This is a genomic window from Ruegeria sp. AJ12, from assembly GCF_056536245.1.
In genome coordinates this window covers 95,943-121,133 of record NZ_JBQFJJ010000001.1, presented here as the reverse complement: position 1 = coordinate 121,133, position 25,191 = coordinate 95,943, and the positions used below count along the sequence as shown (strand labels likewise).

Genomic DNA, 25,191 nt, shown 5'->3' with positions numbered 1-25,191 from the left:
CCCCCGCGTCAAAGAGCAAGTCCGGGCCAATTGAAAGCTTGCGAAACGCACCAAAGGCCCGTCTTATGAGCGCAAAGACGGCAAGAGGCAGGTATGGCAGAGATTTCCAAGCGCAAGCGCATCTGGGGATGGTGGTTTTTTGACTGGGCCAGCCAGCCTTTGCATACCCTGTTGGTCACCTTTGTCTTTGGCCCCTATTTCGCCGGTGTGGCCGCCGGGTATTACGCAAACACCGGATTGGACGCCGAGGCCGCCGCCGCCCAGGCGCAGACGGTCTGGGCAAATTGCCTGACCATCACCGGGCTGATCATTGCCTTTGGGGCGCCGCTTCTGGGCGCGATGGCGGATGTGTCCGGCCGTCGCATTCCGTGGATTTTCGCCTTCTCGGTAATGTATGCCGTGGGCTCTGCTGCTTTGTGGTTCACGCTGCCGGATGGCTCGAACATGTGGTTGATGCTGTCTGCGTTTGGCCTTGGGTTTGTAGGGGCGGAATACGCGCTGATCTTTATCAACTCGCAACTCCCCGATCTGGGGGATGACAGCGAGGTCGGAGAGATTTCCGGGTCGGGTTTTGCCTTTGGCTATTTCGGTGGCCTGATCTCGCTTGCAATCATGCTGACGTTGTTTGTCGAACAACCCAACGGCAAGACCCTGATAGGCATGGACCCTGTTTTTGGCCTGGATGCCTCGCAACAGCAGGGTACGCGCTTTGTCGGGCCGTTTACGGCCGGTTGGTTTATCCTGTTCATGGTTCCCTATTTCCTGTGGGTTCGGGATGATCCGAATACGGCCAAAAAGGGCAGCGTGGGCGAGGCGCTACGGCTGCTCGGCAAATCGGTATCCGCCCTGCGCCACCGGGTCAGCCTTGCCACGTATCTCGGCTCGTCGATGTTCTATCGGGATGCGCTGAACGGGCTCTACAGCTTTGGCGGGGTCTATGCGCGTCTGGTGCTGGAATGGGACCTGATCAAGATCGGCGTCTTTGGGATTGTCAGCGTGCTGGCCTCGGCCATCTTTGCCTGGATCGGCGGAAAGATGGACAAGAAATTCGGCCCCAAGCCGGTCATTTTGGTGGCCATATGGGTACTGATCTTTGTTTGCATAACAGTCGTCTCGATGGATCGGACGCAGATATACGGTATATCGCTGCCCGAAGGATCCGGACTGCCGGATCTGGTGTTTTTTGGCTGCGGCGTTCTGATCGGTGGCATGGGCGGCATTCTGCAGTCCTGCAGCCGATCCCTGATGGTACGCCATACCGACCCTGCAACCCCTGTCGAGAGCTTTGGCCTTTACGGGTTGTCGGGCCGCGCCACGGCTTTTGCCGCCCCGCTGTTGATCGGAATTGCAACAACAGCAACCGGGAGTGCACGTCTGGGGGTGTCACCCATCATTCTGTTGTTTATTCTGGGTCTAGTCCTGATGCGCTGGGTCAGACCGGAAGGGGATCAGAGCAGATGATTTTACTACGACTTTTGGCACTATTCACCGCGATAACACTTGCTGGCGCCGCAGGGGCGCAGCCACTGGCCAAGCAATTGTTCGGCGCGCAAAAGCAAAGCTCACAGCAAAAACCGGCGGCCTTCGGCAGCTATTCGCGCGGCTGCGCCGCAGGGTCGGTGCAATTGCCGGAAACCGGGCCAACATGGCAGGCGATGCGCCTGTCGCGTAACCGCAACTGGGGGCACCCAGAGGCCATCGACTATGTGCAGGACCTCAGCAAATTCGCGGCCCGGCAACCGGGTTGGAATGGTCTCTATATCGGGGATATCAGCCAGCCGCGCGGCGGGCCGATGACATCCGGGCACCGCAGCCACCAACTGGGGCTGGATATCGATATCTGGATGCTGCCGGGCGACAACATGCGCCTGTCCCGCAAGGCGCGCGAGAATCTCTCGTCGATCTCTCTGCGCCGATCCAATGGGGCCTACGTGAACAACAACTGGACCAAGCAGCACCACGCTGTTCTGCGCGAGGCGGCCAAGGACAAACGTGTGGCGCGCATCTTCGTGTTCCCGGGTGCCAAGGTGCAGATGTGCAATGACGAAAAAGGCAACCGGGCCTATCTGCGCAAGATCAGGCCCTGGTGGGGGCATCATTATCACTTCCATGTAAGGCTGAACTGCCCGCGAGGATCGCGTGGATGCGTGAACCAGGATGCGCCGCCAAAGGGCGATGGCTGTGCCGAGGCGCAGCAATGGGTGCAGAACATTCTGAATCCGCCACCGCCGGATCCAAATGCGCCGCCGCCCAAGAAGCGCCGGGAATATGTTCTGGCGGATCTGCCCCAGCAATGCGCCGCGGTTCTGCAATCCAACTGATTGCGGCCCTGCTGCTCGCCGGGTCGGTCTGGGCGGTCGATGTCAAAACGGCGACCCAACTGCACAGCTTTGTCTGGCGGCACACTGCCGAGTGGTTCGGCGGGTTTTCGGCCCTGCACATTTCAGAGAACGGGCACCACGTGATGGCGGTCAGCGACCGGTCGGTTCTGGTGACCGCGCGCATTGAACGCGACGGGGATCGGATAACAGAATTAAAGATTGTGGGCCATTGGCCGCTGCTGTCGAGCACGGGCCGCATCATGCTGGGCCGTGCGGGTGATTCCGAAGGGCTCGCCGTCACCCCGGAAGGTGGCTTCTATATCTCGTTCGAAGGCGTGCACCGCGTGGCGTATTACCCTGCGCCCGGCACCAAGGCGCGTGTTCTGCCGCGCCCCGCAGCGTTCGATGGGCTCGACCTCAACGGGTCGTTCGAGGCATTGGCAATCGACGATCAGGGACGCCTGTACACATTGACCGAGAAAAGCCGGACTGCGCAGGGCGATATCCCGGTTTATCGCTGGAATGGCCGCGCCTGGTCCACGCCATTTGTTCTGCCGCAACGGGATGGTTTCCTGCCCGTCGCCGCGGATTTCGGGCCTGAAGGTCGGCTTTATGTTTTGGAACGCAGCGTGTCCCTAACGGGGTTTCGCTCGCGCCTGCGCCGCTGGCAGATCGTTGATGATGAGCCCGAAGCCGAAGAGATCCTGTTCGAGACTGGCACAGGCGCACATGACAACCTCGAAGGCCTGTCAGTCTGGCGCGATGATCTGGGCTGGCTGCGGGCGAGCATGATCTCGGACGACAACTTTCTGGCGTTGCAGCGGACGGAACTGGTGGAATACCTGCTGCCCGATTGACAGGGCCGCAGCAAAGGTCTAAACGCTCGGCCTGCCTTGGGACGAACCCGGGGCCAAGTCGCCGCTACCTTGTCAAAACGGGCATCAAAATATGCAACGCGCCTACATCCCCGGCATTATTGCCATGGCCACCATTGTTGTGGCCTCGAACATTCTGGTTCAGTTCCTCATCTTAGACGGGCTGCTGACTTGGGGTGCCTTCACCTATCCTTTGGCCTTTTTGGTCACGGACATCATGAATCGTGTCTACGGCGTGGGCTCGGCGCGCAAGGTTGTGTTTGCGGGGTTTGTCACCGGTATCATCTGCTCGCTGATCGGCGGCCAGATCATGCTGCAGGGTGACGGGTTCACCTATGCCGCCGTACCGCTGCGCATCGCCGTTGCGTCGGGCACCGCCTTCCTGATCGCGCAACTCACCGATATCACCGTGTTCAATTCGCTGCGCAGTGGCCGCTGGTGGCGTGCGCCGCTGGTCTCGACGCTTGTTGGCTCGGCGCTGGACACCGCCCTGTTCTTTACCATCGCGTTTTCAGCCTCGGTCACGTTCTTCGGCGCCAATGCCGACGCCGCGATCAACTGGGCGTGGGAGCCTGTGCCCTTCATGTTGACCGGCCCGATGGCACCCCTCTGGGTGACGCTGGCTTTTGCCGACTGGCTGGTGAAACTTTCGCTGGCTCTGATCGCGCTGATCCCGTTCAAGGTGATCGTCGCGCGACTGACCGCGCAGCCCGCGTAAAAAACGCTTTGACATTGGCACAAGTTGTGGCACGCTTCTTTTCAACCGCAACAGATAGAAAAGGAGGTGATCCAGTGTCGAGAAAGAGATTGGAGAGAGGTGTCGGAACAACCGGGGGGATCGCCCGTTAGGGCAGCCCTTGGCGGAGCGCTCGCTCCGGCTGGTCGATTGATCTAACCGACCCACCTCCTGAACTTTCGAGGGGCCGTCCCGCCGGGGCGGCCCTTTTTGTTTTCGCGCGCCGCTTGTAAGGTCGCCCTCATGCTGCGCATCACCGACGATATCATCCTGCAGGACTGGGAACTGACTGAAAGCTTTGTTCGCTCGTCCGGTCCCGGCGGGCAGAACGTCAACAAAGTGTCGACTGCCGTTGAACTGCGGTTCGAGGCTGCGCGCTCGCCTTCGCTGCCTGACCCGGTGAAGTCACGGCTGAAACGGTTGGCCGGGCGGCGTTGGACCAAGGATGGCGCGATTATCATTCAGTGCGAAGAAACCCGCAGTCAGGCCCGAAACCGCGACATCGCCCGCACCCGGCTGGCTGAGTTGGTCAGCCGCGCTCTCGTCAAACCCAAACGCCGGATTGCCACTAAACCCACCTATGGCTCGGTCAAGCGGCGGCTGGCCACGAAAAAGGCGCGGTCGGATGTCAAAGCCCTGCGCGGCAGGGTGTCCGAAGATTGATCTGGTAACTTTCCGGGGCATCGTTACTCTGCCTTTCAATGACGGCGGGGAGTCAAGGCCATGAGGTTGGAGGGAAAAACCGCGATCGTGACAGGCGGTGCGTCCGGCTTTGGGGCGGGGATCGTGCAAAAATTCCTGACCGAGGGCGCCCGTGTCATGATTGCCGACATCAACGGTGCAGCGGCACGTGATCTGGCGGAACAGCTTGGTGAGAACGCTGTCGCCCAGGACGTCGATGTATCTGACAGCGCCTCGGTTGAGGCCATGTCTGATGCAGTTTTGGACAGATTTGGGCATCTCGATATTCTGGTGAACAATGCAGGCGTCACCCATTTACCGACCCCTCTGGAAGACGTGAATGAAGCGGATTTCGACCGTGTCTTCAACGTCAACATGAAGTCCGTCTACCTGACCGCGCGCGCATTCGTGCCGCATCTGAAGTCCCGGACAACAGGAGCGATCCTGAACGTTGCCTCAACGGCTGGTCTGTCCCCGCGCCCGAACCTCAATTGGTACAATGCCTCCAAAGGCTGGATGATCACAGCCACCAAGACAATGGCGGTGGAACTGGCCCCGTCCGGTGTGCGCGTCAACGCGATCTGCCCGGTGGCGGGTGAAACGCCCCTGCTCAAGTCCTTTATGGGAGAAGACACGCCTGAAACCCGCGCCAAGTTCCTGTCTACCATCCCGTTGGGACGTTTTTCAACGCCGGACGACATGGCCAACGCCGCGTGTTTTTTGTGCTCGGACGAGGCCAGCATGATCACGGGCGTGGCGCTGGAAGTCGATGGCGGTCGGTGCATCTAAATGAACGGATGACAAAGCGATGATCCCCGGACCCCGAAACCTGATCACCGACGTGCCCGGCCTCAAGGTCGGCAACGCTCAGGATGACGTCCTGAAATCCGGGACGACCGTGCTGACCGCTGAAGAGGCGTTTACAGCATCGGTCCATGTGATGGGCGGGGCACCGGGCACGCGGGAAACCGATCTGCTGAACCCGGACAAGTCCGTGACACATGTTGATGCAATTGCTCTGTCCGGCGGGTCTGCCTTTGGGCTGGATGCCTGTTCCGGGGTTTCGGACGCGCTCCGGTCTCGTGGTCGGGGGTTTCCTGTCGGCAGCACCGTTGTGCCGATTGTTCCCGGCGCGATCCTTTTCGATCTGCTGAACGGCGGAGACAAGGGCTGGGATCAAAACCCTTATCGTGAACTTGGACGCACGGCCTTTGAAAACGCGGCGCAGGAGTTTGCGTTGGGCACTGCCGGCGCCGGCACGGGCGCATTGGCGGCGATGCAAAAAGGCGGCCTCGGCTCGGCCTCTCTTGTGCTTGAGGACGGGATCACCGTTGGGGCCCTGGTCGCCGCCAATCCGATGGGCAGCGTCACCACGCCGGGGGACCGCCATTTCTGGGCCGCGCCTTTCGAGGTGGGGGATGAGTTCGGCGGTCTCGGCCCCGATCCGTCTTCGGGCTTGGGCCGTCGTCCTGCCAGCCGAAAAGCCGAGGCGATGCGCCTTGCCGGACCGGAGAAGGCCAATACGACAATCGCGATCGTCGCGACAGACGCCACACTGACAAAGCCGCAATGCCACCGAGTTGCCGTTGCCGCCCATGACGGAATTGCGCGGGCTGTCCTGCCTGCGCATACACCGGGCGATGGCGATCTGGTTTTCAGTATCAGCACGGGCGCATATCCGCTGGAGACCGGGACAGAACTGGGCCTGATAGGGCACGCGGCATCGCTGTGTCTGTCCCGGGCAATTGCACGCGCGGTGTACCTTGCATCCCCTGCCCCAGGGGACATTTTGCCTTGCTGGTCCGAGTTAAATGACTTTGGTTAAGGATGCGGTCTGATCGACCTGACACAGTGCCCGCGCGCGGCAATCTGCGCGTTGACTCTCTGCCGTGTCAGCGTTCCATTCGGGTCAGCCAATTTGTATCGGAGCAAAAACCAATGAATCGTATCCTCGCTACCGCACTCGTCGGTCTGCTGGCTGTCCCTGCCTACGCAGAAGGTGACGCTGAGGCGGGCCAGAAGACCTTCAACAAGTGCAAATCCTGCCACATGATCGCTGACCCTGACGGTGAGGTGATTGTGAAAGGCGGCAAGACCGGTCCGAACCTGTATGGCATCGCGGGCCGCACGGCAGGTACCGTCGAAGGGTTCAAATACGGTGACAGCATCGTCGCGGCGGGCGAAAACGGACTGGTGTGGGACGAGGTAACCTTTGTCGAATACTCCCAGGACCCCAAAGCCTTCCTGAAAGATTACTTGGGTGAGACATCGGCCAAATCCAAGATGACCTTCAAGCTGAAAAAGGGCGGCGAAGACGTCTATGCCTATATCGTCAGCGTGTCGGGTGAATAGCGATTAAACCTGAATCTGTTGCGAAAAAGACCAAAGGCCGCAGCCCCTGCGGCCTTTGGTGCGATTGATCAAACTTTATTTTGTGGACACTCTGGGACCAATCGGTGCATATCACCTGTTGTTTTGCACTCAAACGCCAAGCTGATCCGGCTGCAGCCAAATCCTAGTTCCCGCCGGATTGGCGGACCGGCAGCAGGAGACGACAGATGGGTATCATGATCCCGGCTTGGGTTGACGGCGAACTGTCCCCCGTTGACAAGCTGGAAGCACATGAAAAAGGGCTGAGACACAAGGCCGTGTCCGTCTTTGTCGTGCGTGGAACCGAGATTCTGATACAGCGCCGTGCACTGGGCAAATATCACACACCCGGTCTGTGGGCGAATACCTGCTGCACGCATCCCGACTGGAACGAAAGCCCCTCTGCCTGCGCCGTGCGCCGGCTGCGCGAGGAGTTGGGGATCACCGGTCTGTACCCCGAATATCGTCACCGGTTGGAATATCATGCCGATGTCGGCAATGGCCTGGTCGAAAACGAGGTGGTCGATGTGTTTCTGGCCCATGTGCGCGGCCCGCTGGAAATCGAGCCTAATCCGGACGAAGTCATGGATATCCGCTGGATCGACTATCACGATCTTCTGGCCGAGGTGCAGCGCCACCCGGACCGGTTCACCCCGTGGCTCAAGATCTATCTGCACAGCCATGCCGACACGATATTTGGTCCCGACCTGATCATTTCATCAAAAACCTGAAGCTGGCGGCAAATCCCTGCCTTGCATGGGCGGCGCAAGCCGCCTAAATCAACGCGTCATGGCCAAGCAGAAGACAGACCCGAATTACAAGGTAATCGCCGAAAACCGGCGTGCCCGCTTCGACTATGCGATCGAAGAGGATATCGAGTGCGGCATCATGCTGGAGGGGTCCGAGGTCAAATCCCTGCGCGCAGGCGGGTCAAACATTGCCGAAAGCTATGCCACGGTCGATGACGGAGAACTGTGGCTGGTAAACAGCTATATTGCGCCATACGAGCAGGCCAAATCGTTCAAACACGAAGAACGCCGCCGCCGTAAGCTGCTTGTGTCGCGCAAGGAACTGTCAAACCTGTGGAACGCGACGCAACGCAAAGGCATGACGCTGGTGCCGCTGGTTCTGTATTTCAATCACAAGGGTCTGGCCAAGGTGAAGATCGGGATCGCCAAAGGTAAGAAAACCCACGACAAACGCGAAACCCAGGCCAAACGCGATTGGTCGCGGCAGAAGCAGCGGCTTTTGAAAGACCACAGCTAAATGAGTTGGGCGCAACGCTGATCTTTTGCACCACGCCAGCGATGCTTGCGTTACCCGTCTCGTCCCGGTTCGTTTGGGTCGCTTGAAAACAGTGCGATCTTGTTGCCCTGCGGGTCGCGCAGGTAGCCGACATAGAAATGAGGTCCGTAGGAGGCCCGAAAACCCGGCGGACCCTCATCGGAACCACCTGCATCAAGTGCGGCGGCGTGAAGATCGCGAACCTGCTGCTGATTGTGGGCCTCAAAGGCCGTCATAGATCCGTTGCCAGCTGAGGCCGGACGCCCGTCGAAGGTTGGTTTTACATAGAACTCAGGCAGAATGGGCGTCTGTCCCGGTTCTACGGGCAGAGCGTAGCTCAGGCCCTCGGGGCCTTCCTCAAGCTCATACCCAAGGGCAGGCATGAACGCAGAGTAAAACCGTTTCGCGCGCGCGATGTCGTCGGTTCCAACTGTGATGTATGCAATCATGTTTTGCCTTTCTGTCCGACCGTTTGGGTGTTTCTGCCAAACGGTTTCATCTTTCTAAGGCAACACGGAATTACGCTCAATAAACGCCGCTGATCAAAATGCCATCGTCGCCTCAACCGCGCGTTGCCAGCGTGCGTAGGCCGCGTCGCGCTCATCCTCGGGCAAGCCCGGTTCAAAGCGCCGATCCAGTTGCCATGTTTCGGCGAATCCGTCCTGATCGGGATACACTCCGGCTTTCATCCCGGCCAGCCAAGCGGCCCCCAAAGCGGTGGTTTCCTGCATCACGGGGCGATCAACCGGGGCGCCCAGACAGTCCGACAATCCCTGCATCGCCCAGTCGGACGCGCTCATCCCGCCATCGACCCGCAGGATGACATCCGCATCCGCACCCCAGTCACCTTGCATTGCGTGCCACAGATCCCGGGTCTGAAAAGCAATGCTTTCCAACGTGGCCCGTGTAATTTCGGCTCGTCCAGAATTGCGGGTCAGCCCGAACATGGCCCCACGGCAGTCCGGTTTCCAATAGGGCGCACCAAGGCCGGTGAATGCCGGAACCAGAACAACATGCTGGGTTGGATCGGCCTGCGCCGCCAGCTCTCCGCTTTGCGGGGCCGAGTCGATGATCTGCAGTGCGTCCCGCAGCCACTGGACTGCCGCGCCCGCGATAAAGATTGACCCCTCCAGCGCATAGGTCCGCTGCCCGTCCAACTGATAGCCGATCGTGGTCAGCAGTCTGTTCTTAGAGGCCACGGGCTGCGCCCCGGTATTGAGCAGGGCAAAGCATCCGGTGCCGTACGTGGATTTCATCATGCCGGGTTGAAAGCAGGCTTGGCCGATTGTGGCCGCCTGTTGGTCACCGGCCACGCCGAGAATCGGGATGTTGCCGCCAAACAGGGACGTGCTGCCGAACTCTGTCGCACAGTCACGGACGTCCGGCAGCATGTTCAACGGCACATCCAACAGGTCACAGATTTCAGTGCTCCATTCGCCCTTGTGGATATCGTACAGCAAGGTGCGCGCCGCGTTGGTGGCGTCGGTGACATGGCTGCGGCCCTCGGTCAGCCGCCAGATCAGGAAACTGTCGATGGTCCCGAACAGCAGATCCCCGGCTTCTGCCCGGTCGCGTGCGCCCGGAACGGTATCCAGCAGCCATTTGACCTTGGTGCCCGAGAAATAGGGGTCCAGCAGCAGTCCGGTTTGCGCGGTGACGTCGTCTTCGCACCCCGCCTGACGGTAGCGTGCGCAGATATCTGCGGTCCGGCGATCCTGCCAGACGATGGCCTTGTGGATGGCCTTGCCGGTCGCACGATCCCAGACGACGGTGGTTTCGCGCTGGTTGGTGATCCCGATCCCGGCGATCTGTTCGGTGGAAACGCCAGCCGTTTCCATGACCTCGCGGCAAACCGTCAGAACGCTGTTCCAGATATCCTCGACCTCGTGCTCGACCCAGCCTTCTTGCGGGAAATGCTGCGGAAATTCGCGCTGCGCTGTCCCCGCCCGCTGCATCTGCGCGTCGAAGAGAATTGCGCGTGAGGATGTCGTGCCCTGATCGATTGCGAGAATATAGGTCATGCCTGCGTGTCTCCCCCGTTTCGTTTTGCGGGACTTTAGCGCAAACAGTCGCGGTCCCGCCAGAGCGGAAATCAGGCCGGTTGTACGGGGATATTGTCGATCAGCCGCACGCCGTCAGCCCAGGCCGTGATGAACAGCCGCGCGGGGCGCGAGGCGTGGGTCAATTCTTCAAGCGTTTGCGCGCAGCGCAGATCAATGTACTCAACATCGGTGAACCCGGCCGCCATCAGATCCGCCTCTGCCTTTTGCGCCAGCGGAGCAAAGGCCTCGCCTGCCGTCAGCCGGTCGGAGATTCCGCGCATGATCTCGCTTTTCTTCACGGCAATCTTCCACCCTTCGGGTGACAGCAACTGGTTGCGGGACGACATCGCCAGCCCCGATGGCTCACGCACCGTCGGGCAGCCGATGACCTCGATCGGGATATCCAGATCGCGGGCCATGCGGCGCACAACCAAAAGCTGCTGATAGTCTTTTTCCCCGAAATAGGCTCGATCCGCCTGCGTTTGCAGGAAGAGTTTGGCAACAACGGTGGCCACTCCTTCGAAGTGACCAGGCCGGAACGGCCCCTCCATCATATCGGTCAGGCCTGCCACGGACACAGTCGTGGCAAAACCTTGCGGATAGATCTCGTCGGGATCGGGGACATAGATGGCGTCGACCTGAAACGGGACCAGTTTTTCGGCGTCTTCATGCTCTGTACGCGGGTACTTCGCCAAGTCGTCTGGGTTGTTGAACTGTTTGGGGTTCACAAAGATCGTGACAATGACCCTGTCGCAATCGGCCTTGGCGGCGGCAACAAGGGACAGATGCCCGGCATGCAGCGCGCCCATCGTCGGCACAACGCCGATCACCTCGCCCTGCTGGCGCCATTCGGTCGTCAGAGCACGCAAATCCTCTAGGCGCCGCAAGATGGGTGCGGTCATATTTTGGGTCCCTTGGCCGGAGCCTGATCGGAAAACACATGCTCATCCGCCGGAAAGCTGCGCGTGCGAACCTCGGCGGCATATTCCGCGATGGCGGCTTCGGCCAGCGGTCCCAGATCGGCGTAACGTTTGACGAATTTTGGTTTGAACGCGGTGAAAAAGCCCAGCATGTCGTCCACCACCAGAATCTGCCCGTCGCAGCCGGGGGACGCGCCGATGCCGATTGTGGGGATCGCGATATCAACTGTGATCCGGTCGGCCAATCCTTGCGGAACCTTCTCTAACACAACCGAAAATGCGCCTGCTTCGGCCACGGCGCGGGCGTCTGCCAGTACAGCTTCGGCCTGGTCATCGCGCCCCTGAACCTTGTAACCGCCCAGCGTGTTGATCGATTGCGGCGTGAGACCGATATGCGCCATAACCGGAATGCCGCGTTTGACCAGAAAGCGGATGGTGTCGGCCATTTCGACCCCGCCTTCCAACTTGACCGCGCCCGCACCCGTTTCCGACATCAACCGGGCGGCATTGCGGAACGCCTGCGACGGGTCGTGTTCATAACTGGCAAAGGGCATGTCGACGACCATCATCGCCTTCTCCAGCCCCCGCGCGACCGCCTGCCCGTGCAGGATCATCATGTCCATTGTGACGCCAAGTGTGGACTGCAAACCGTGCAGGACCATGCCGACGCTGTCGCCGACGAGCACAAAGTCGCAATGGTCGTCCATCAGGCGGGCCATTGGCGTGGTGTAGGCGGTTAGGGACACCAGTGGATCGCCACCTTTTCGGGCGCGGATATCTTCGGCATTCGGGGCTTTTTTGCGGGCGGTGGCGCTCATGCTCGCTCCTGCGGGTTCATGTTGCAGTGCGGCATAGCAGATCGGACAGGGGCGAAGAAACCCCGGTTGCGCGAACATTTCCTTGAATGACCCAAGGTTTATAGGGACATTACCTGCAGACAGGTCCGTCAAACACGAGGCCATACAACCTCAGCGGGGAGAGAATTTCATGACACAGCAGACGTTTCGCAGCTTTGCCTCGGTGTTGGCGCTGGGCGCCAGCCTTCTGGCCGGCCAGGCTCTTGCCAAGTCAGACATCACCATCGCGATGCAGCTGGAACCGCCGCATCTGGACCCGACCAGCGCCGCAGCGCAGGCCATCGATTCGGTGGTGTACACCAATATTTTCGAAGGGCTGACCCGGTTTATGGGCGACGGATCAGTGGTGCCCGGCTTGGCGGAAAGCTGGGAAATCTCGGACGATGGAACCGTCTATACGTTTACGCTGCGGGACGGTGTCACCTTTCACGATGGCACGGCCATGGATGCCGAGGACGTCAAGTTCAGCCTCGACCGCGCCATGGCCGAAGACAGTGCCAATGCGCAGAAGGCCCTGTTTGCCGGGATCCAGAGCGTTGATGTTGTCGACCCTTTGACCGTCGCGGTCACATTGTCCGAACCGAATGGAAACTTTCTGTTCAACCTCGCCTGGGGCGATGCTGTGATTGTCGCGCCCGAAAGTATCGAAAACATCAAAACCAACCCGATTGGCACCGGTGCGTTTACTTTTGCGGAATGGATTCAGGGTGACAGCGTCACGTTGAACCGCAATCCCGACTACTGGGGCGATGCGCCCGCGCTAGAGACCGCGACGTTCAAATTCATCTCTGATCCGACCGCCGCGTTTTCCGCGATGATGGCCGAGGACGTGGACGCGTTCGACAACTTCCCTGCGCCGGAAAACCTGCCGCAGTTTGCAGCAGATCCCAGATTTCAGGTGCTGGTGGGGTCAACCGAAGGGGAAACGATCCTGTCCACCAACAACAAGCAGGCACCCTTTGATGATATCCGTGTGCGTCAGGCGCTGGCCCATGCCATTGACCGTCAGGCCATCATTGACGGCGCGATGTTTGGCTATGGAACGCCCATCGGCACGCATTTCGCGCCGCACAATCCGGCCTATGTCAACCTGACAGGCAACTCCGCCTATGATCCGGAAAAGGCCAGGGCATTGCTGGCCGAAGCCGGTTTTGCCGATGGGTTCGAAACCACGCTGCACCTGCCACCGCCGTCATATGCCCGCCGGGGCGGAGAGATCATCGCGGCGCAACTGGCCGACGTTGGGATCATGGCAGAGATCATCAATGTCGAATGGGCCCAGTGGTTGGAGTCTGTCTTCAAGGGCAAGGATTTTGGCCTGACGATAGTCAGCCACACCGAACCGATGGATATCGGCATCTACGCGCGGCCAGACTATTACTTTCAATATGAAAGCACCGATTTTCAGGCGCTGATGGACACGTTGAATTCAACCACCGATCCGGAAGAACGGGCACGGCTGATGGGTGAGGCTCAGCGCCTGATCTCCGGCGACTACGTCAACGGCTACCTGTTTCAGCTTGCCAAGCTGGGTGTGGCCAAAGCGGGCGTTCAGGGGCTTTGGGAAAATGCCCCCACGGCGGCCATTGATCTGACCGCCATCAGTTGGAGTGAATAGCCGACGGAGCTATCCGGCCCCGGCAATCAGCCAGTTGCCATGGACCCAGCCCTTGCGACGGGGCTGGCCATAGTAGACGCCAATCCATTTCCCTTGCTGCGCGCAGGTGCGGACCGTATCGCCATTTTTGAGCTCGTCGATCTTGGTGAAATTCGAGCCCGGGCCTGTGCGCACTGACAGAAAGCCATCGCCATTTGGATCCAACCCGGACACGATACTGGCCGCGCATCCCGCGGCTTGCCCGTCTTCAGAGATAACGAAGTCCACATCCAGGTGCTGAGCGGTCGCAACACCCGCTCCGCACAAAAACAGGGTCGCAAGTACGGTCATTTTCATAGTCAATTCCTTTCAAACAATGGTTGCAGGATAGAGCGGGGACCGATTCACAACAACGGATCTGATGCTGGACCCACAGCGCGGCGCGGCCTAACGTTACGCTGATGCTTCGCTATGCCCTCAAACGCCTGATTTCGCTGATGATCAGCCTCGCAGTCGCCTCGGTTGTGATCTTTGCGGTGATCGAGATCGCACCCGGGGATCCCGCGTCGTTCATGTTGGGTGTGAACGCTCAGCCCGACACGCTGGCCGCCTTGCGCGCAGAGCTTGGGTTGGATGTGTCCAAGGTCGAACGGTATTTCGACTGGGTTGGTGGCATGCTGGTCGGCGATTTCGGCACGTCCTACACGTATCGGACACCGGTGTCGCAAATGATTGCGGATCGCCTGTGGGTGTCTTTGCCTCTGGCACTTTACGCCTTGACCCTATCGACCCTGATCGCATTCCCGGCGGGGATCTACGCGGCTGCGCGGCGGGGACAGCCTGGTGATCTGACGGTGATGGGTGCCACGCAACTGGGCATCGCCGTTCCCAATTTCTGGTTCGCCATGATGCTGGTGCTGATCTTTGCCATCAACCTGCGCTGGTTCAACGCGGGCGGATTTGCCGGCTGGGACAAAGGGATCTGGACCGGCCTGCATTCCCTGACCTTGCCCGCTATTGCGCTTGCCCTGCCGCAGGCCGCCATTCTGGCCCGCGTCATGCGATCTGCCCTGCTGGATATTCTGGGGGAGGATTTCATGCGCACCGCCCGGGCCAAGGGCCTGAGCCGACGGCAAGCGCTGTGGCGCCACGGGGTGCGCAACGCCTTGATCCCGGTGCTAACCATCATCGGTCTACAGTTTTCGTTCCTGCTGGCCGGAGCCATCATCATCGAACAGGTGTTTTACCTGCCGGGGCTTGGACGGCTGGTGTTTCAGGCGATCTCGGCGCGCGATCTGATTGTGGTGGAATCCGTGGTCATGTTGCTGGTCTTTGCCGTGATCACCGTGAATTTCCTGGTTGATCTGGCCTACGCCGCCGTCGATCCGAGACTCAGGAGCAGGACATGAACCGAAACATGATCCTTGGTGCGGCTCTGTCCTCGCTGGTTCTGCTGGCGGCATTGGTCTCGTTTATCTGGACGCCGTATGATTATGCGGCACTGGATATCCCAAACAAACTGCAACCGCCTGACGCGCAGCACTGGTTCGGTACGGATCATTTCGGGCGGGATATGTTCTCGCTGATCATGGTCGGAGCGCGCACGTCAATTGCGGTCGCGCTGGTGGCCGTGGGGATTGGCATGGTCCTGGGCGTGCCGCTTGGGCTTGCAGCGGCGGCGCGCAAGGGATCGTGGCTGGACGAGGTGATCATGCGCGGCAACGATCTGGTGTTTGCTTTCCCCTCGCTGGTGATTGCGATCCTGATCACTGCCGTGTTCGGGGCTGGGGCGATCAATGCGATCATCGCTATCGGCATCTTCAATATTCCCGTCTTTGCTCGTATCACACGCGGCGCCGCGCTGTCCTTGTGGGAGCGCGAATTCATCCTTGCCGCTCGGGTCTCGGGCAAAGGCGCCGCCCGGATTTCAGCCGAGCACATATTGCCCAACGTGGCGAACCTGTTGATCGTACAAGGGACCATCCAGTTCTCGCTGGGTATCCTGGCCGAGGCGGGCCTGTCATATGTCGGGCTTGGGGCGCAGCCGCCCACGCCCAGCTGGGGTCGCATGCTGGCGGACGCGCAGACAATGGTCAGTTTTGCCCCGCATTTGGCTCTGATTCCGGGCATGGCCATCATCGTGACGGTGCTGGGTCTGAACCTGTTGGGTGACGGGCTGCGCGACTGGCTGGACCCACGCATTCGGGTGGCCCGCGCATGAGCCTGCTGGAGATCAAGAACCTCTCGCTGAACATCCACGGCTTGCCGATACTGGATCGGGTAAACCTGTCAGTGGCTCCGGGTCAAATCGTGGCCGTGACCGGCGAAAGCGGGTCGGGCAAATCAATGACCGCCCTGTCTGTCATGCAGCTGTTGCCCAACGGGGCGGTCCGTGAAGGATCGATCCTTCTGGACGGACAGGACCTGCTGAAACTTTCCGAAGCTGACATGTGTCGCATGCGCGGCGCGGCGATCGGGATGGTGTTTCAGGAGCCGATGACAGCGCTGAACCCGGTCCGCACAATTGGTGATCAGGTGATGGAAACGATCCTGATCCACAAAGCCATGCGCCGCGACAAGGCGCTGGATCGGGCGCAAGAGGTGCTGACCCGCGTTGGTTTGCCGCCTGACCGCTTCCCTTTGTCCCGCTACCCGCACGAGTTGTCCGGGGGCCAACGCCAAAGGGTTGTCATTGCGATGGCGATTGCGCTGCGCCCCAAACTGCTGATCGCGGATGAGCCGACCACGGCATTGGATGTCACCACGCAGGCCAGGATATTGGATCTGCTCAAGGGGCTGGTGGCTGAATTTGGTATGGGCCTGCTGATGATCACGCATGATCTGGCCGTTGTCGCCGATATGGCGAACGAGATCGTGGTGATGCGAAAGGGGGAGGTGGTCGAGGCAGGTAAGACCAACCACTTGCTGGCCCATATGCAGCACCCTTACACCCGCATGTTGTTCGAAGCGTCCGGTCATCAGGTTATCTTGCCGATACCCAAGCATCCTCAGCCCCTGTTGCACGTGTCAAACGTGGTTCGCGACTACCGCTTGCCCCGGAAAAACCTGTTTGAAACGCCCGGACATACCCGTGCCGTCGATCACGTGAGCTTTACCCTGAGCAAGGGCGAAAGATTGGGGCTGGTCGGTGAGTCCGGATGCGGAAAATCGACACTAACACGGGCTATTCTGGGCCTGGAAGAGGTGCAGAGCGGCGAAATTCTTCTGGATGGGCAGCCGGTTTTCTCAGGCCACTCGCCAAACCTGGCGGTGCGTCGCAAGATGCAGGTGGTGTTTCAGGACCCATTTGGCAGTTTCAATCCCCGGCACCGCGTTGCGCGTCTGGTCACCGAACCGTTTCATCTGCTGGACACGGCGCCCTCCGGATCAGAGCGACAGGACCGTATTGCCGAAATGCTGACAGCGGTCGGCCTCAGCCCGGATGACGCAACCAAGTACATCCACGAGTTTTCCGGCGGGCAGCGTCAACGAATTGCCATTGCGCGGGCATTGATCATCCGGCCCGAGCTTATCCTGTTTGACGAGGCTGTCTCGGCGCTGGATGTCTCGGTCCGCGCGCAGATACTGGACCTGCTTGCAGAGCTGTGCGACGCCTATGATCTCACTTACCTGTTCATCAGCCACGACCTGAGTGTTGTCCGCACCATCACAGACCGCGTTCTGGTGATGCGCGCCGGTCAGATCGTCGAACAGGGTGAGACAGAACAGGTGTTTGCGGAGCCCCAGCACCCCTATACACAATCGCTGATTGCAGCGGCGCCCCGATTGCCGGAGTTTAGAAAGAGCGTCGCATGAAAACACCAAAACCGCCTTGTGAGAGCCTGATTTTTAGGAGTGACCCATGACCAACCCTCTCTGGTTTGATCCCGGTCTGTGTCTGATTGGAGGCACGTGGACACCGCCCGTATCGGGACAGACCCTGCCAATGATCAATCCGTCCGACGGGTCCGAGATCTGTCATATTGCTCGGGGCCAAGGCGTGGACGTCGACGCCGCCGTTACAGCGGCGCGCGCGGCCCGCGAGGGTGATTGGGGCCGCATGACTGCGGTTGACAGGGGACGTTTGCTCAGCCGTTTGGGGCAGCTGGTGCAGGAGCGGATCGATGACCTTGCGCTGCTCGAGGCGATGGATGTCGGCAAACCTCTGACACAGGCCCGCGCGGATGCGCTGGCCCTTGCGCGGTATTGCGAGTTTTACGGCGGGGCGGCCGACAAGGTAATGGGCGAGACCATTCCGTATCTTGAGGGCTATACCGTCTACACTCTGCGCGAACCGCACGGCGTCACGGGTCATATCGTGCCCTGGAACTACCCGATGCAGATCATCGGCCGATCTGTCGGGGCCGCGCTGGCCATGGGCAACGCCTGCGTCCTGAAACCGGCGGAAGAGGCGTGCCTGACCGCACTTGGGTTTGCCCATCTCGCGATCGAGGCAGGCTTGCCGCCGGGCGCGCTGAACGTAGTCCCGGGGCTGGGCGCCGAAGCAGGGGCTGCGCTGGCGGAGCACCCGGACGTTGACCACATCTCGTTCACAGGTTCGGTCGCGACAGGCGCACTGGTGCAACAGGCAGCAGGGCGGAACGTCGTGCCTGTGACATTGGAATTGGGCGGCAAGTCCCCGCAACTGGTCTTCGATGACGCCGATCTCGATGCAGCACTGCCGTTTCTGGTCAATGCGGGCATCCAGAACGCGGGACAAACCTGCTCGGCATCCTCGCGCATTCTGGTGCAACGCGGGGTCTATGATCAGGTCAGGTCGCGCATGGCAGACGCCTACCGGGATCTGACGGCTGGTCCCGCAACAGCGGATTTAAAGGTAGGTCCACTGATCTCGGACCGGCAGAAAGACATTGTGACAAGTTTCCTTGCAAAAGGGAATGACCTGACCATCGCAGCGCAAGGTGAAATCGTCGGCGATACGCCCAAAAGCGGCGCCTATGTCAAACCCACTTTGTTCTCAGAAGTCCCACCGGATCACGCGTTAGCGAGGGACGAAATTTTTGGCCCGGTCCAGGTGCTGATCCCGTTTGACACGGAAGAACAGGCTCTCACCATAGCAAACAGCACCGACTATGGTCTCGTTGCCAGCATCTGGACACGCGATGGCGCGCGCCAGATGAGACTGGCGAAGCGCTTGCGTTCGGGTCAGGTGTTCATCAACAATTACGGGGCGGGCGGCGGCGTGGAACTGCCCTTTGGCGGCGTCGGCAAATCCGGCCATGGCCGCGAAAAGGGGTTCGAGGCTTTGTATGGGTTTTCGCAACTCAAGACGGTTGCGGCGTTTCACGGCTAGGCAACGCGCCTCTAAACGATCACCTCAATCGCCTCCTGTGCGCCCACACCAAACACCCGCTTGTAGCGCTCGATCTGGTCCGCCGGACCCATAGCCTTTTCCGGGTTGTCCGAGAGTTTCACGGTCGGGCGGCCGTTGGCGGACACGGCCTTGCAGACCAGCGAGAACGGCGCCAGCGCGTCGTTGGGCACAAGGCCCCGGAAATCATTCGTCAGCAGGGTGCCCCAACCGAACGAGATGTTAACGCGCCCCGCAAACTGGGCGTGCAATTCCTGAATCTTGTCCACGTCCAGACCGTCCGAAAAGATGATCCGCTTTTCCTTTGGGTCTTCGCTGCGCGACTTCCACCAGTCGATGGCTATTTCGGCACCAGCCGCCGGATCGCCGCTGTCGATGCGGATACCGGTCCAGCCTGCCAGCCAGTCGGGCGCCCGATCCAGAAATCCCTTGGTGCCATAGGTATCAGGCAGAATGATCCGCAGATTGCCGTCATGCTCGTCATGCCAATCGCTCAGAACATCATAGGGCGCCTGCGCCAGTTCCGCGTCGCTGTTGGCCAGTGCCGAATACACCATCGGCAGTTCATGCGCATTGGTGCCGATGGCCTCGACCTCACGACGCATGGCAATCAGGCAATTCGAAGTGCCGGTGAACGAGTCTCCCAACCCTTCGATCATCGCCTGAACGCACCAGTCCTGCCAGAGAAAGGAATGTCGGCGCCGGGTGCCAAAATCAGCGATGCCCAGACCGTCAATTGCGCCCAGCTGTTCGATTTTCTGCCAGACGCGGGTCATGGCGCGGGCGTACAACACCTGCAGCTCGAACCGGCGCATCTGGTTTATGACCGCACGGGAACGCAGTTCCATCAACACCGCAAGGGCCGGGATTTCCCACAGCATGACCTCGTGCCATTTGCCTTCGAACGTCAGCTCATACTGATCGCCCTTGCGTTCCAGATGGTAGGGCGGCAGGCGCAGAGCTTCGAACCATTCCATGAAATCCGAGCGGAACATCTGGCGTTTGCCGTAGAACATGTTGCCGCGCAGCCAGGTGCTTTCGCCCCGGCTGAGGCTGAGCGACCGGATGTGATCAAGCTGTTCGCGCAGCTCTCCCTCGTCGATCAGGCGGGCCAGAGGCACATGATTCGACCTGTTGATCAGTGAAAACACGACATCCGTTTGGGGCTTGTTTCGAAACACTGACTGGCACATCAGCAGTTTGTAGAAATCTGTGTCGATCAAAGACCGCACAATCGGGTCGATCTTCCATTTGTGATTGTACACACGGGTCGCAATGTCGACCATGGGGAACTCCTGCGATTTCCGTTGTTAGATCAATCGGCACGGTGATTGGCAAGAGTCGCTAATCTGATGACAATGCCCAGTTCAAGTCACATTGCAGGCATATTGTCAGTTCTTTTCGCGGGTTAGTGAAATGTGGGGATGGAACGAGAAGGTTGAAGTTTGTGAATGGGTCTCGAGTACGATTTTGACATTGTAAGAAACACATTTGACGACATAGATCCTGAAGGCACTGCTCTCGATGGCCGGGACGGCGTCGTCGTACGCGCGTTGTTTCGGAGCGTTAAAACTGCGGATGCCCTGCGCGGTGCGTCGCCTAAGATCCGCAAGATGTTTCTGGATGCCGGGTTTGGTCTGGAGGATCATAGCAGTGGCATCGCAGCCGGCGTGTATCCGCCCGAAGACATGCCTGATCGGGACAGGATTCTGCGCGCCTTGTTCGCCAACATCAAAAGCCGGGGGGTTCAAGGCGAGTATTGCGGCGAGTTCGACTTGTGGCAGTTCCTGGAGTGTGTTCGACGTGCGCGACCCAAGGCCGGCGTTGTGCGGGTTTCCCCTGTTCGGCATGAAATCCCGCAGCGATCTGAGAGCAAACCGAAACGGCGCGCATTGCCCGGGCGGCTTGGTTTTGCCCTGGGACTGGCCGTCATGTTGTTTGCGCTGTTCAAGTATTTGGCGGCGGCCGGTGCGTCGCCCTAAGTCAGCGCAACGCCGGCGTCCCGCATGGCCTGTTGCGCGGCGGCAAGTGATCCATCCATATCGATCGCCCGGCAAGCGTTCAGCCGCACGGTGACATCGAAGCCCAGCCTGGCCGCGTCGACAGCCGAAAAGTGGACGCAGAAGTCGGTTGCCAACCCAACCATGGTGAGTTGCCTGATCCCGCGTGTTTCCAGATAGCCTTTCAGACCGGTCGGTGTTGTCTGATCATTCTCGAAAAAGGCGGAATAGCTGTCGATGGCGCTGCGGAAGCCTTTGCGCAGGATCAGGTCGCCATCGACACGCAGATCGGGGTGGAACGCTGCACCATCCGAACCCTGAACACAATGATCCGGCCATAGGACTTGTCGGCCATAGGGCATGTCGGTCATCTCGAACGGGGCTTTGCCGGAATGTGCACTGGCGAACGAGGAATGACCGGCGGGATGCCAGTCCTGGGTCAGGATCACCGCATCAAATTCGTCCATCATGGCGTTGATCGGGGCAACCACGTCGTCGCCGCCGGCCACGGCCAGCGCACCACCGGGGCAAAAGTCGTTCTGGACATCGATCACGATCAGGGCGTGGGTCATGGCAGCCTCCTTGGATGCCCTATCGGTAGGGGGCCGGGCTCGGGGCGTCAATGCAGTCTCTTGCGACTCTGTGTCTGCGGGTTTAGACCGCGCGCATGTACACGATCGCAGCCCTTTATCACTTTACGCGGTTTCCGGACCACGTTGCCTTGCGTGCGCCTTTGGCAAAGCTTTGCCGCGCACAGTCTGTCAAAGGCACCCTGCTGCTGGCGCAAGAGGGGATCAACGGCACTATCGCTGGCCCCCGCGCGGGCATCGACGCGGTGTTGGCTCATATCCGCGCCTTACCCGGCTGCGCGGATCTGGAATGGAAAGAGGCCACCGCCGATCACCCGCCGTTTGGCAAAATGAAAGTGCGTCTGAAGAAAGAGATCGTGACCATGGGCCAGCCGGATGTCGATCCGCGCGCCCGCGTCGGCAACTATGTCGAACCGCAGGAGTGGAACGATCTGATCCGCTCGGATGACGTGGTGGTCATTGATACGCGCAATGACTACGAGGTGGCGATTGGCACGTTTGAGGGCGCAATAGACCCTGAAACCGCCAGCTTTCGGGATTTCCCGGCCTGGTGGGAGGCGAACAAGGATCGGTTTCACAATAAGCGCGTTGCCATGTTCTGCACGGGCGGCATTCGGTGTGAAAAATCCACCAACTACCTGCTTGGGCAGGGGGTTGAGGATGTCTTTCACCTCAAGGGTGGCATCCTGCGCTATCTCGAGGAAATGCCCGCCGAGGACAGCACGTGGCAGGGCGAATGTTTTGTCTTCGACAACCGCGTGTCCGTCGGGCACGGGTTGGTCGAAGGGCCGCACAACCTGTGCCACGGGTGCCGACGCCCGATCCTGCCCGAGGATATGAAACGCCCGGACTACGAGCACGGTGTGTGTTGTCACCGGTGCATCGACGAGACATCCGAGGCGGACAAGGCACGGTTCCGCGAGCGGCAGAAACAAATCCTGCTGGCCCGTGCGCGCGGGGTCGAGCATCTGGGTTCGGACTGACCGGCACGGAATTTCGGTTGCGATGACCGGCCCGAACCCCGAAGATTGCCTGCAGATCAGCCAATTGGAGCGCGCATGTCCGACGAACCCAGAACTCTGGAAGAATGGAAATCGACGCTTTTTGCCGCGCTGGGGCTGGTTTTGGCCAGCTTTCTGGCATGGTTCGGGCTGACGCGTCTCAGTGATGCGACGGCAGGGGACACCATCGGCACGATTGCCGCAGTTGGTCTGGTGATCTGGATCGTCTCGCAATCGTGGTTCTACATGACACAGGTCAGATCACCGCGCCGACTTTTGTTTCTGATGGGCGTGTCCTTTATTCAGGTTGTCCCGTTTCTGTTTGCCGCTGTCTACGGAGCGTTCGGGTACAATGATCTGTGCGTTGTCGGCGCAAACGGGCCTGCCGACGTGCTGTATTTCTCATATGTCACGTTTACCACCGTGGGATACGGCGATCTGAGCCCTGTCGGCCTGTGTCGCGGCCTTGCTGCGGCTGAGGCTGTCACGGGGTACATTCTGCTTGGCATGTTTGTCGCGGCGGCGGTCAGCATCTACGCACGCAATCACACCCATCACTGATTACCGGTTCTGATCGATCCAGCGCGACATCATCTGTTTGTCACGGAAGCACTCGGACGGGATCGGGCGTCGTTTGCTGCGCGAGATTCGTTCGGCAAACGCGACCTGCTTGCCGGTCGGGTAGTTGGCAAAGGGTGAGGTGTCCTGCGGTTTGTTTGCCGAGATCCAGTCAGACATGGATTTGCGATCGCGCTGCGCCTCGACCGGAATCTCGAGCGCGGATTTCTCAGCAATCGCGCGGGCATAGCGTATTTGCCGATCGGTGACCGGCAGCAGGTGATAATCGTTGCTGGGGGCATCGAACCAGCTTTGATGGGCAGCGTTGGACATGGCTCATTAACCTCTGTTCCACATGAGAACAAATATAGAACATTTTTGGAACTGTTTCAAGATTTCCGCCGGTCGCGACACTTTGCGTGCCGTTTTCAAACCAGCCTGTCCCGTCGTCTTGCGACCATATTCGGCGCGCGTTACCTGCGCGTCCAACACAGATCAAAGGACGAATCCATGAGATTTCAACCCACCGCCAGTCACTTCATCGATGGCGCGTATGTCGAAGATACCGATGGTGCCGAAATCGACGTTGTGTTTCCGGCCACTGGCGAGGTGATCGCCCGGCTGCATTCCGCGACACCTGCCATCGTGGAACAGGCTCTAAACAGCGCGAAAAACGCGCAATCCGCTTGGGCGGCCCTGTCTGGCACGGAACGCGGCCGGGTGTTGCGGCGCGCGGCTGATATCATGCGCGAACGCAACCGCGATCTGTCCATCATCGAGACGCATGACACCGGCAAACCTTTGCAGGAGACGCTGGTGGCGGATGCGACCAGCGGTGCGGACGCATTGGAGTATTTCGGTGGGCTGGCCGCGTCGCTGACCGGCGAGCACATCCCGTTGGGCGGCGGTGATTTTGTCTACACCATCCGCGAGGCGCTGGGCGTGTGTGTCGGTATAGGGGCGTGGAACTATCCGACCCAGATCGCGTGTTGGAAAGGCGCCCCAGCGCTCGCATGTGGCAATGCGATGGTCTTCAAACCCTCCGAGACCACGCCACTATCCGCATTGAAGGTGGCGGAGATCCTGATCGAGGCCGGTGCACCAAAAGGCATCTACAATGTCGTTCAGGGTTACGGAGATGTGGGGGCCGCGCTGGTCACCGATCCCCGCGTGGCCAAGGTGTCGCTGACGGGATCGGTTCCGACGGGCCGCAAAGTCTATGCGGCCGCAGCCGATGGTATGAAGCATGTGACGATGGAACTGGGCGGCAAGTCACCGATGATCGTGTTCGACGACGCGGACATCGAAAATGCGGTGTCGGGCGCGATCCTTGGCAATTTCTATTCGTCGGGACAGGTCTGTTCGAATGGCACACGCGTCTTCGTGCAAAAGGGTATCAAAGAGGCCTTTCTGACCCGCCTGTCCGAACGCCTTGCCACGGTCAAGATCGGTGACCCGCTGGACGAAGAGGTCAATTTTGGTCCGCTGGTCAGCGAAAGCCAGATGAACATTGCTTTGCGCTATATCGAAAAGGGCAAGGCCGAAGGTGCCAGGCTGGTCTATGGCGGCGCGCGGATCGATGGCGACGGGTTCTACATTCAGCCCACCGTTTTTGCAGATGTCACCGACAATATGACCATCGCGCGCGAGGAAATCTTTGGCCCGGTGATGTCGGTGCTGGATTTCGACACCGAGGAGGACGTGTTGGCCCGCGCCAACGGGATCGAATTTGGGCTGGCGGCTGGGGTTTTCACCAATGACTTGACCCGGGCCCACCGTATCGTGGCCGCATTCGAGGCGGGCACCTGCTACATCAACACCTACAACAACGCGCCTGTCGAAGCTCCGTTTGGCGGGTCCAAGATGTCGGGTGTCGGGCGCGAGAACTCGAAACTGGCGGTCAACCATTTCAGCGAAATGAAGACGGTCTACGTGTCGATGAATGACATCCAGGCGCCCTACTGACTCAACTTCACATTAGAATTTTTGGACCGAGAAGCTCTGTTCCCGACATTTCGCGTCGGGAA

General features: G+C 59.8%; 27 protein-coding genes. 19 read left to right on the top strand and 8 right to left on the bottom strand.

What is annotated here, in order from left to right; genetic code table 11:
• Window positions 1-93 precede the first annotated feature (93 nt).
• The 10 genes from ACR3E0_RS00675 to smpB all read left to right on the top strand — a co-directional run bounded on the left by ACR3E0_RS00675 (window position 94) and on the right by smpB (window position 8,249).
• Window positions 94-1,461, top strand: coding sequence for an MFS transporter (locus ACR3E0_RS00675; RefSeq protein ID WP_480475181.1), 1,368 nt, complete (start codon window positions 94-96; stop codon window positions 1,459-1,461).
• A complete protein-coding gene (gene mepA / locus ACR3E0_RS00670) occupies window positions 1,458-2,321 on the top strand; it encodes a penicillin-insensitive murein endopeptidase (protein ID WP_480475179.1) in 864 nt (287 codons plus the stop codon). Before ACR3E0_RS00675 ends, mepA begins: the two co-directional genes overlap by 4 nt.
• Entirely contained in the window at window positions 2,294-3,178 is an 885-nt protein-coding gene (locus ACR3E0_RS00665; protein ID WP_480475177.1) for an esterase-like activity of phytase family protein, read from the top strand. The genes mepA and ACR3E0_RS00665 overlap by 28 nt, the downstream gene beginning before the upstream one ends.
• A 91-nt stretch (window positions 3,179-3,269) precedes the next feature.
• Window positions 3,270-3,914 (top strand): queuosine precursor transporter, encoded by a 645-nt coding sequence (locus tag ACR3E0_RS00660; RefSeq protein WP_480475175.1) that lies wholly within the window; start codon window positions 3,270-3,272, stop codon window positions 3,912-3,914.
• Window positions 3,915-4,175: 261 nt separating this feature from the next.
• A complete protein-coding gene (gene arfB / locus ACR3E0_RS00655) occupies window positions 4,176-4,595 on the top strand; it encodes an alternative ribosome rescue aminoacyl-tRNA hydrolase ArfB (protein WP_480475173.1) in 420 nt (139 codons plus the stop codon).
• A gap of 60 nt (window positions 4,596-4,655) precedes the next feature.
• Window positions 4,656-5,402, top strand: a complete 747-nt coding sequence (locus ACR3E0_RS00650; protein WP_480475171.1) for an SDR family oxidoreductase — start codon at window positions 4,656-4,658, stop codon at window positions 5,400-5,402.
• Between the two features lie 19 nt (window positions 5,403-5,421).
• Window positions 5,422-6,438 (top strand): P1 family peptidase, encoded by a 1,017-nt coding sequence (locus ACR3E0_RS00645; protein ID WP_480475169.1) that lies wholly within the window; start codon window positions 5,422-5,424, stop codon window positions 6,436-6,438.
• A 113-nt stretch (window positions 6,439-6,551) separates the two neighbouring features.
• The gene (locus tag ACR3E0_RS00640) at window positions 6,552-6,965 is read left to right on the top strand and encodes a c-type cytochrome (protein ID WP_480475167.1); all 414 of its coding nucleotides are present in this window, start codon (window positions 6,552-6,554) and stop codon (window positions 6,963-6,965) included.
• Between the two features lie 206 nt (window positions 6,966-7,171).
• Entirely contained in the window at window positions 7,172-7,714 is a 543-nt protein-coding gene (gene idi / locus ACR3E0_RS00635) for an isopentenyl-diphosphate Delta-isomerase (protein ID WP_480475165.1), read from the top strand.
• A 58-nt stretch (window positions 7,715-7,772) separates the two neighbouring features.
• On the top strand, window positions 7,773-8,249 hold the full coding sequence (gene smpB / locus ACR3E0_RS00630; protein ID WP_480475163.1) for an SsrA-binding protein SmpB: 477 nt from the start codon (window positions 7,773-7,775) through the stop codon (window positions 8,247-8,249).
• Window positions 8,250-8,299: 50 nt separating this feature from the next.
• Here the strand turns inward: smpB and ACR3E0_RS00625 are convergent, their stop codons facing one another.
• From ACR3E0_RS00625 to panB, 4 genes are all read right to left on the bottom strand, one after another.
• Entirely contained in the window at window positions 8,300-8,716 is a 417-nt protein-coding gene (locus tag ACR3E0_RS00625) for a VOC family protein (protein WP_480475161.1), read from the bottom strand.
• A gap of 93 nt (window positions 8,717-8,809) precedes the next feature.
• Entirely contained in the window at window positions 8,810-10,288 is a 1,479-nt protein-coding gene (gene glpK / locus ACR3E0_RS00620) for a glycerol kinase GlpK (RefSeq protein ID WP_480475159.1), read from the bottom strand.
• Between the two features lie 71 nt (window positions 10,289-10,359).
• Window positions 10,360-11,211 carry a pantoate--beta-alanine ligase gene (gene panC / locus ACR3E0_RS00615; protein ID WP_480475157.1) on the bottom strand — a complete coding sequence of 284 codons (852 nt, stop codon included), beginning with the start codon at window positions 11,209-11,211 and terminating at the stop codon, window positions 10,360-10,362.
• Window positions 11,208-12,047: a 3-methyl-2-oxobutanoate hydroxymethyltransferase gene (gene panB / locus ACR3E0_RS00610; RefSeq protein ID WP_480475155.1), complete on the bottom strand. Its 840-nt coding sequence runs from the start codon at window positions 12,045-12,047 to the stop codon at window positions 11,208-11,210. The genes panC and panB overlap by 4 nt, the downstream gene beginning before the upstream one ends.
• A 169-nt stretch (window positions 12,048-12,216) precedes the next feature.
• Here panB and ACR3E0_RS00605 point away from each other — a divergent pair, with 169 nt between their 5' ends.
• The gene (locus tag ACR3E0_RS00605) at window positions 12,217-13,704 is read left to right on the top strand and encodes an ABC transporter substrate-binding protein (protein WP_480475153.1); all 1,488 of its coding nucleotides are present in this window, start codon (window positions 12,217-12,219) and stop codon (window positions 13,702-13,704) included.
• A 9-nt stretch (window positions 13,705-13,713) separates the two neighbouring features.
• Here the strand turns inward: ACR3E0_RS00605 and ACR3E0_RS00600 are convergent, their stop codons facing one another.
• Window positions 13,714-14,034, bottom strand: coding sequence for an SH3 domain-containing protein (locus tag ACR3E0_RS00600; protein ID WP_480475151.1), 321 nt, complete (start codon window positions 14,032-14,034; stop codon window positions 13,714-13,716).
• Between the two features lie 110 nt (window positions 14,035-14,144).
• On the opposite strand from ACR3E0_RS00600, the gene ACR3E0_RS00595 reads away from it, so the two are divergent.
• Genes ACR3E0_RS00595 through ACR3E0_RS00580 form a run of 4 tightly spaced genes read left to right on the top strand, consistent with a single transcriptional unit; the run spans window position 14,145 to window position 18,997 of the window.
• Window positions 14,145-15,092 carry an ABC transporter permease gene (locus tag ACR3E0_RS00595; protein WP_480475149.1) on the top strand — a complete coding sequence of 316 codons (948 nt, stop codon included), beginning with the start codon at window positions 14,145-14,147 and terminating at the stop codon, window positions 15,090-15,092.
• Window positions 15,089-15,904 (top strand): ABC transporter permease, encoded by an 816-nt coding sequence (locus ACR3E0_RS00590; RefSeq protein WP_480475147.1) that lies wholly within the window; start codon window positions 15,089-15,091, stop codon window positions 15,902-15,904. The genes ACR3E0_RS00595 and ACR3E0_RS00590 overlap by 4 nt, the downstream gene beginning before the upstream one ends.
• Window positions 15,901-17,499 (top strand): ABC transporter ATP-binding protein, encoded by a 1,599-nt coding sequence (locus tag ACR3E0_RS00585; RefSeq protein ID WP_480475145.1) that lies wholly within the window; start codon window positions 15,901-15,903, stop codon window positions 17,497-17,499. Before ACR3E0_RS00590 ends, ACR3E0_RS00585 begins: the two co-directional genes overlap by 4 nt.
• Before the next feature lie 46 nt (window positions 17,500-17,545).
• Window positions 17,546-18,997, top strand: a complete 1,452-nt coding sequence (locus ACR3E0_RS00580) for an aldehyde dehydrogenase family protein (RefSeq protein ID WP_480475143.1) — start codon at window positions 17,546-17,548, stop codon at window positions 18,995-18,997.
• A gap of 11 nt (window positions 18,998-19,008) precedes the next feature.
• On the opposite strand, the gene pncB is transcribed toward ACR3E0_RS00580, so the two are convergent.
• Window positions 19,009-20,301, bottom strand: coding sequence for a nicotinate phosphoribosyltransferase (gene pncB, locus ACR3E0_RS00575; RefSeq protein WP_480475141.1), 1,293 nt, complete (start codon window positions 20,299-20,301; stop codon window positions 19,009-19,011).
• A 165-nt stretch (window positions 20,302-20,466) separates the two neighbouring features.
• On the opposite strand from pncB, the gene ACR3E0_RS00570 reads away from it, so the two are divergent.
• On the top strand, window positions 20,467-20,997 hold the full coding sequence (locus ACR3E0_RS00570) for a hypothetical protein (RefSeq protein WP_480475139.1): 531 nt from the start codon (window positions 20,467-20,469) through the stop codon (window positions 20,995-20,997).
• Here the strand turns inward: ACR3E0_RS00570 and pncA are convergent.
• Entirely contained in the window at window positions 20,994-21,587 is a 594-nt protein-coding gene (gene pncA / locus ACR3E0_RS00565) for a bifunctional nicotinamidase/pyrazinamidase (protein WP_480475137.1), read from the bottom strand. The genes ACR3E0_RS00570 and pncA overlap by 4 nt on opposite strands.
• Window positions 21,588-21,682: 95 nt before the next feature.
• Between pncA and trhO the strand changes: the two genes are divergently transcribed.
• Together trhO and ACR3E0_RS00555 are read left to right on the top strand one after the other, a co-directional pair.
• A complete protein-coding gene (gene trhO / locus ACR3E0_RS00560; protein ID WP_480475135.1) occupies window positions 21,683-22,588 on the top strand; it encodes an oxygen-dependent tRNA uridine(34) hydroxylase TrhO in 906 nt (301 codons plus the stop codon).
• Window positions 22,589-22,663: 75 nt separating this feature from the next.
• Window positions 22,664-23,167, top strand: a complete 504-nt coding sequence (locus ACR3E0_RS00555; protein ID WP_480475133.1) for an ion channel — start codon at window positions 22,664-22,666, stop codon at window positions 23,165-23,167.
• Here the strand turns inward: ACR3E0_RS00555 and ACR3E0_RS00550 are convergent, their stop codons facing one another.
• The gene (locus ACR3E0_RS00550) at window positions 23,168-23,497 is read right to left on the bottom strand and encodes a hypothetical protein (RefSeq protein ID WP_480475131.1); all 330 of its coding nucleotides are present in this window, start codon (window positions 23,495-23,497) and stop codon (window positions 23,168-23,170) included.
• A gap of 177 nt (window positions 23,498-23,674) precedes the next feature.
• On the opposite strand from ACR3E0_RS00550, the gene betB reads away from it, so the two are divergent.
• Window positions 23,675-25,129 (top strand): betaine-aldehyde dehydrogenase, encoded by a 1,455-nt coding sequence (betB, locus tag ACR3E0_RS00545; protein ID WP_480475129.1) that lies wholly within the window; start codon window positions 23,675-23,677, stop codon window positions 25,127-25,129.
• Window positions 25,130-25,191 lie beyond the last annotated feature (62 nt).